Origin of the sequence: Paludibacter sp. 221 (assembly GCF_010501035.1) — a bacterium.
In the GTDB taxonomy this organism is placed as follows: domain Bacteria; phylum Bacteroidota; class Bacteroidia; order Bacteroidales; family Paludibacteraceae; genus QVMH01.
Genome location: NZ_QVMH01000070.1, coordinates 7,684 through 14,741, shown reverse-complemented (window position 1 = coordinate 14,741; position 7,058 = coordinate 7,684). Strand labels below are relative to the sequence as shown.

5 protein-coding genes are annotated in these 7,058 nt (G+C 41.3%); 1 reads left to right on the top strand and 4 read right to left on the bottom strand.

Annotated features, from left to right (window positions below):
• The coding region (locus D0T49_RS12365; protein WP_239057073.1) for a fibrobacter succinogenes major paralogous domain-containing protein at positions 1–1,269 on the top strand (1,269 nt) is incomplete at its 5' end.
• A 153-nt stretch (positions 1,270–1,422) separates the two neighbouring features.
• Here D0T49_RS12365 and D0T49_RS12360 read toward each other — a convergent pair.
• The 4 genes from D0T49_RS12360 to D0T49_RS12345 all read right to left on the bottom strand — a co-directional run bounded on the left by D0T49_RS12360 (position 1,423) and on the right by D0T49_RS12345 (position 6,817).
• On the bottom strand, positions 1,423–2,886 hold the full coding sequence (locus D0T49_RS12360; protein ID WP_163632089.1) for an O-antigen ligase: 1,464 nt from the start codon (positions 2,884–2,886) through the stop codon (positions 1,423–1,425).
• A 15-nt stretch (positions 2,887–2,901) separates the two neighbouring features.
• Positions 2,902–3,969: a glycosyltransferase family 1 protein gene (locus D0T49_RS12355; protein ID WP_163632086.1), complete on the bottom strand. Its 1,068-nt coding sequence runs from the start codon at positions 3,967–3,969 to the stop codon at positions 2,902–2,904.
• A 4-nt stretch (positions 3,970–3,973) separates the two neighbouring features.
• Positions 3,974–5,089, bottom strand: coding sequence for a glycosyltransferase family 1 protein (locus D0T49_RS12350; protein ID WP_163632083.1), 1,116 nt, complete (start codon positions 5,087–5,089; stop codon positions 3,974–3,976).
• Positions 5,090–5,353: 264 nt separating this feature from the next.
• Positions 5,354–6,817, bottom strand: coding sequence for a sodium:solute symporter (locus tag D0T49_RS12345; RefSeq protein WP_163632080.1), 1,464 nt, complete (start codon positions 6,815–6,817; stop codon positions 5,354–5,356).
• Between the last annotated feature and the right edge of the window lie 241 nt (positions 6,818–7,058).

Here is a 7,058-nt window from a genome sequence, read left to right as displayed (position 1 = left end):
GCTGACAAAGCACCCGAAAGTTTTTCACTATTAGAAGTAGCTGGCACTACAGGCGGTTTTCGCTTGCCTCAGCTTACTACCGTTCAACGTAACAAATTATCGGTAAGCGGTAAAGATTTAGCCGAAGGGCTTACTATTTACAACACCACTACTAAATGTACCGATACATGGAATGGTACTGCTTGGATTTCGAATTGCGGTAGTAATGTAGCTCCGCAAATTACCACTCAGCCCCGTGCTTTCAACTGGGCAGAAACTAAAAATGCAACCGCTCTTACAGGTATTGCTGGCGAATCGGCTACTATCAGCGTATCAGCTACCGGTATCGGTACGCTTACTTATCAATGGTACGAAGTGGCAGCTAACACCAACGCCGCTCCTGCCCTTATAGCTGGTGAAACAGCTGCAACTTTTACTCCCGACTTATCTGCTTTGGGCATGCGCCGTTACTATTGCCAAGTTACCGATGCTAACGGCAATAGCATAAATAGCGATATAGCCGAAGTAGCTGTAGGCTGTGGTGCTAAAACCGTAAGTGGTGGTTGGAGTAAATTTATGTGTTATAATCTTGGGGCGACCGACCAAAGCATAGAAGCCCAAAAGGCTTATAGTAGTCCTGTATATAGCTTTAGTGGTACTACTGCTGACGTTACTCAACGTAATTCCGATGTTTACGGTGACTTGTACCAATGGGGGCGTACTCGCGATGGACACGAAAAACGTACAAGTGATGTTTCAGATGTTGTAGTTACAGATGTAACTACAGGTGGTACAACTACTAATGGTGTGACTACGGGCGGTATTAATACCTTTATTAAAGTTAGTACCTATCCTTACAATTGGACATCTGCTCTTACCGCTGACCTTAACTGGCGTAATCAGAAAAATAGTACTTACGACCCATGTCCTAGTGGTTTTCGTGTACCTGCTCAGGGCGAATGGAGTGATATTTTTCGTGGTGGTTCTGCTCCCGGTGCTAAAGCTACTGCTGTAGCTAATACTTGGACATGGCACGACGCTGCTAGCGGTACTGCCGGTTACGAGATTAAACCTGATGGTGTTACCACTACTTTATTTTTGCCTGCCGCCGGCAGCCGCTACAACGGTGATGCTGAGCTTTACTCCGTAGGTTCTACCGGTCTCTATTGGAGTGGCAGCCTTAGCAGTGTGTACTCGCTTTACCTGCACTTTACTGGTAGTTACGTGTTCCCTGCTACCCTGAGCAACCGTGCGCTTGGCTTCAGTGTGCGGTGTATAGCGGAGCTGTAAGATATATCGGTGCTGAAATATGAAGAGGGTGTGGCAAAATTAAAATTTTCAGATTTGCCACATCTTCTTTTTTGTTTGTAGCTGTTGTTTTGTGGGTAAGTGCCCGATTATTATGTATTTAAGGTATTGAGAATGGTGGTGATTTGTTTGTTATTATGTGCTGTTCGTATTTTGGTGTGATGAAAAGCGGTTAAGCATTTGCGTTTTTCCTTTGTATTGTAGCAGTAGGCAGGATAAGAATACGTAATAAAAAATTCCTTTCGAGAGGTACAGGGGCATTTCTATTAGCATAAGCTGGAAAAAACATATCTGAAAGATGAAAAGCGGCCAGTTGCGTTGTTTTATACTGATGTAAAACATATAGACCACGATAATGCAAACAAGTATTAAACCAAACATGCCTGTTTCCATTAGGTCGCCTACAAACTGGTTATGAGGGTTTGCAAGGTTGATGTTGGCTTGCCCGTAGCCCAGCGACCGGGCAAATTCGTGCGAATTCATAATCTCGTTCATCCCCCCGATGCCTGTGCCCAAAAGGGTGTTTGATTTTATGTATTCGAATGCCGTATCGAAGTTCTGAGCACGTATAGGGTCGTATATGAAACCGTAAATTTTATCGGAAAAGAAAATTGAGAATAAAACTGCCCCCAATAACCCTGCGATGCAGTATATGGTAAGCGTCTTTTTTTTGTCTTTCAGCAGCCACGCTATCCCCACGAAAACCAGAACCATCCAGTTGAGCAATCCGGTACGGCTTTGGGTTGTTATTACTAACAGCAGACTGAGGACAACTGACAACGACAGCTCAAGAGTAGTTATTTTTCCCTTGTTGGCGGTGTATAAGTAAAAAGCTATTGACATGCCAAACAGATATCCAAGGCTATTGTAAGTGGGATGGGGGTAATTGCTCCAAGCGAATATTATGTGGTAAACATAGGTCTCTTTTCCGAAATAGGCTACAATTTTCTTTTTTAATGTAAGCCATTCGGCTAATGGAACGTCGTAAAAAACGCTTTGAAACAGCCAGCAGCATAATGAGATAAAGACGAGGATAATGGTTCCTCTGTAAAAAATAAAGAGAATGTTTTCTATTTCCTTTTTTTGCAGTTTGAAGAAGCAAAAAAGCAGGGGAATTACGATAAAAGGGATGTAAACTTCCAAACGTTTCAATCCTGCCCCCACGTCTTTAGCCCACAATAAACTTATCAGATGAAAGAGGAAATAGGCTACAAATAAATAATGAATAACTTCGGGCTTATATACTTTTCGTTCTTTATACAGGAATATAAGGGTGCAAACTGCAAAAGCCACTACCCCATACGTGCCCGACTGAAAGGAGTAGTTGATACATAAAGCGGCTATGCTAATGCCTAAAATCAGTATCTTTCGGTATGTGCCGATTGATTTCCATTCGTTGGAAAGGACTAACCAAAGTAGCGGAATTAGTATGATTATAAATAGCAGGAATGAGGAAATAAGGGGGTATTGTTCCTTAAAAGCAAAGATAGAAACCGTAGGGTGAATTATCCGTGTGAGAAGATAAAATAGGATAAAACCAATTATTAATAACAGGGGGAAACGGTTTTTTTTCAGGTATTCTTTTGCTGCAATCATCATATTATCCTATCCGGTTCAAATGGTTTTATAAATATTTATATACTGTTGCAAATGGTTTGTGTACGAAAATGATTTAGCGTAGCTAATACTTTCTTCCTTGGCACTTGCCGAATTGTTGTATTTTTCTAAATTTTCGTCAATCAGCTTTTTCATTTCTCCGGCATCAAAACTGTTCCAAAAAAAGGCATGCTTATCGCCGATTTCTTTAAGGCTGGTTTCGGCCGACGAAAATACAGGTTTGCCAAACAACATGGCCTCGATAACAGGCAGCCCAAACCCCTCGAAAAGCGACGGGAAAAGGAATGCTTCACAGTTTTTGTACATCCAGATGCGCTCATTGTCGCTGATTATGCCTGTGAGATGCACGTTTTGTATATTTTCGGCCTTGATTTTGTTCCTGATTTCTTCGGCATAGCCGCCTGCATCGCGGCCACAAATGTACAACTCTTTTTCGGGGAATAGTTTCATCAACGGGAGCAAAACATGAAAATTCTTCTTTTTCTTCACCTGTCCTATGGTGAAAAAGAATGGCTTGTCGCTGGTAACGAAAGCGGGCTTAATAGCCTGTTTCTCGTCTAAAAACTCAATGCCATTGTATATCACATCAATCTTTTTCCCTCCCAGATTGGCATATTTTTCGGCCTCTTTCTTTGTAAACTCCGAGATGCAGACAATCCTGTCAGCCCGTGTCACTTTTTTTTGTATTTGCTTTAAATACCGGTTTTGCTTTTTCAGGCTTTTCTTCTCATACATGAAGTTGAAGTCGTGTATGGTAAGTATAAACTTTGTGGCAGAATGAACCGGTTTGTACGGACTTAGTTGCTGCATGGCATGCCATACGTCGAACTTGGGAAAGAATATAGGAAAGTATTTGCGTACAGCGTTTATCGACAGGTATTTCACTTCGTTGCCAAACTCGCCAATCATGTTTTTCGGCACTAAAAGATAAACCTGATAATCTTCCTTGTCGGCAAAGTAGTTTTCTTTAAAATACTTTCCGTAGTTCAAAGCTACTTGTCCCGTTCCGCAATACCGGTGTTTCAGAATAGAGAGGTCAATCAGAACCTTTTTCTTTTTCGTCATATTCTTATCTCAGGTTAGTATAAACGCTCATCAGATTGGCGGCAATTTTATCGTCGGTGAATTTTTCGGCGTGTATCAATCCTTTTTCTCTCATTTCTTCCTGCAGATTGGGCGACGAAAGTATTTTATTCATAGCCACTGCCATTTCCTCCTCGTTGTGATAATTTACATACATGGCGGCATCGCCTCCGGTTTCTTCAAAACAGCTTCCGTACGATGTAAGTACAGGGGTTCCGGTGCAGAGTGCCTCTAAAATCGGAATGCCGAATCCCTCGAAACGCGAGGGGTAAATAAATAATTGCGCCATTTTGTATATGGCGGGTAAATCGGCTGTAGGTACTCCGTGCAGGAATATTACTTGATTCTGCAAATTTAGCTTCTCGATAATGCTTTTTATTTCGAAATAATACTTCCCCTTATTTCCAATAACTACTAATGGTATCTCAATTTTTCCGGCCGAAAGCGCACGGATTACCGTTTCGAGATTCTTACGTTTTTCTATTGCGCCTACATTCAGTAGAAACTGAGAGGGTAGCGCGTATTTCTCTCTTACGCTGTTTAATGTCTCGTCGCTTATTTCCTCCCTGAATATGTTGTTGCAGCCCTGATAAACTACCTGTATTTTTTCGGGTTCGACATTGAAGAACTCGATAAAATCCTGCTTGGTCTGTTCCGATATGGCAATGATTTTATCGGATACTTTGCAGCTATATTCGTTTTTTTTAATGAAGATTTTCCGGTAAAAAGAATCGTATAATTCGGGGAAGCGAATAAAGATGGCATCGTGCAGGGTGACAACTGTTTTTATATTCGTTTTGTGGATTCCCCCCGGCAACTCTTGACTTAAGCCGTGATATATGTCGGTGTTTAGTTTTTTTATTTGCGACAGGCAACCCACTTTCCTCCATAGGTTTGGAAAAACTTTGTAAAGGTTCGGTGGTGTGATTTCTTTTGTGTTTGGAGGAAGCGTAAAGAGGGTGTTTTTGGCTTTTTCCGGATTGAAAAGGTAAAAATTGTTTTCCGGATAAAAAGTTGTCAGCAGCCTGATAACATCCCGGCTATAATTACCAAGCCCCCGATTGTTGTGGAAAATGCGTTTGGCATCAAAAGAAAGGTTCATCAAATGCTGCTTTTTTAATGCAAATAAATAAATTTGGAGAATACAGTTAGTAACCACGTGTAATTAAAACAAAAATACTAAAAATAACTCACTTATTAAAAAATTTAGTAATTATATTTTTTTAAGAAGTTGTTTTGAATTAAGTTTAAATCGGGGTTATTAGCCGACAAACGGCATAAAGCCGCTGTGCGGGTTTGCTATGCTGGAAATTTCAGTTGGCGTATAGCGGCTTTAAGTCCGCTTTACGCCTAATCTTTTTCAGTTTCAAGTATTTCGCAATTTTTTAGAGCTATCCATGCTTATCAGCCAAAGCCCTGCAAAAGTCAGTAGCCCATTGAGCATAAGCAGCTCGTAACCGAAAGAATAGTCCCAGTAATGGGTGCTGACCCAGCCCAAAGCCCCGCAAATAATAGGTGAGGCGATGGCAATGTAAGGAACTAATCGGTCGTTTACCTGTCGTTTTGTAAATAGCCCGAAGGCATACATGCCAAGTAAGGGACCATACGTGTATGAAACTACGGTGTATATCACATCAATCACGCTTTTGTTGTTGAATGTTTTTATTAGCAGCATTACCAGTATAAATACAACCGAAATGCCGATGTGTACTATTATCCTGTTGTGGCGTGCTTTGTTTTCTTCTTCTTTTTGCATCCCCAAGATGTCTACAAAAAAAGAAGTGGTAAGGGCGGCTAAAGCCGAATCGGCACTTGAAAACGCTGCCGCTACAATTCCGATTATAAAAAGTACAAGCACCGTTTTGCCCAGATATTGGGATGCGAAAAGCGGCAGTATCTCGTCCGATACAGTGGGGAGCTCGATGCCGTTTTGTGTGGCAAGCATTAGCAGCATTGCTCCAAGTACGAGGAATAAAAAATTTACAGGAATAAATGATATGCCGTACCAATACATGTTTTTTTGTGCATCGCGCAGATTGCGGCAGGTAAGGTTTTTTTGCATGGCATCCTGGTCGAGCCCCGTCATGACGATAACGATGAAAATACCGCTAAAAAACTGCTTGAAAAAATTCTGTTTGCTATGCCAGTCGTCGAACACAAAAATCCGGGTCTTTTCGCTGTGCATCAGGGTGGATGCGATTTCGGACGTATTCATGTCGATTTGTTTAGTCACTTGTACAACAATCAGAACAAGCGTTGCCAGCATTACCAATGTTTGTAGTGTATCAGTCCATACAATCGTTTTAATTCCGCTACGGAAGGTGTATAGCCATATTAGTACCACGGTGCCGCAAGCTGTAACAACGAAAGGAATGTTCCATGCATCAAAAACAAACGTTTGTAGTATCAATACTACGATATACAGGCGGGTGGCAGCCCCGATGGTTTTAGAGAGAAGAAAAAACGACGCTCCCGTTTTGTACGAGTATTTGCCGAAACGTTGCTCCAGATAGGTGTAAATAGTAGTCAGGTTTAAGCGGTAATAGAGGGGGAGCAATACTTTTGCCACTACGATGTAGCCGAAGAAAAAACCGATTACGGTTTGCATATAGGTAAAGTCGATGCTCCTGACCATGCCGGGTACCGAAACAAAGCTAACTCCCGAAATAGACGAACCCAGCATACCGATGGCAACAATCCACCAAGGCGATTGGCGGTTGCCAAGGAAAAACGCATTGTTGTCGGAGCTTTTTCTGCCGACAACGAATGATATCAGCAGTAATACCAAAAAATAAACTGCTATTATGATTAGAGTGGTTGTTCCTTGCACTTTTTCTTTTTTTGTTTTTCGTCACATAGGTTCAGTTAGTTCACACATAGAGCACATAGTCTTTGTTTTCAAACACGGAGACACTAAGACACCGATTTAATTATTAGTTGTCAATGTTTAATTATTATTTAGTTACAAGTTAATAGTTACGAGTTACAAGTATTTGGTTTTTTCCCATATTTGGCGCAAGTCTGTGACTTGTGACTATATTTTTTTGCAGTTTTAAACTGCATTTGTTTTC

Coding starts and splice junctions, on each gene's coding strand:
- D0T49_RS12360 (WP_163632089.1), bottom strand. CDS start 2,886: ATGATGATTGCAGCAAAAGAATACCTGAAAAAAAACCGTTTCCCCCTG.
- D0T49_RS12355 (WP_163632086.1), bottom strand. CDS start 3,969: ATGACGAAAAAGAAAAAGGTTCTGATTGACCTCTCTATTCTGAAACAC.
- D0T49_RS12350 (WP_163632083.1), bottom strand. CDS start 5,089: ATGAACCTTTCTTTTGATGCCAAACGCATTTTCCACAACAATCGGGGG.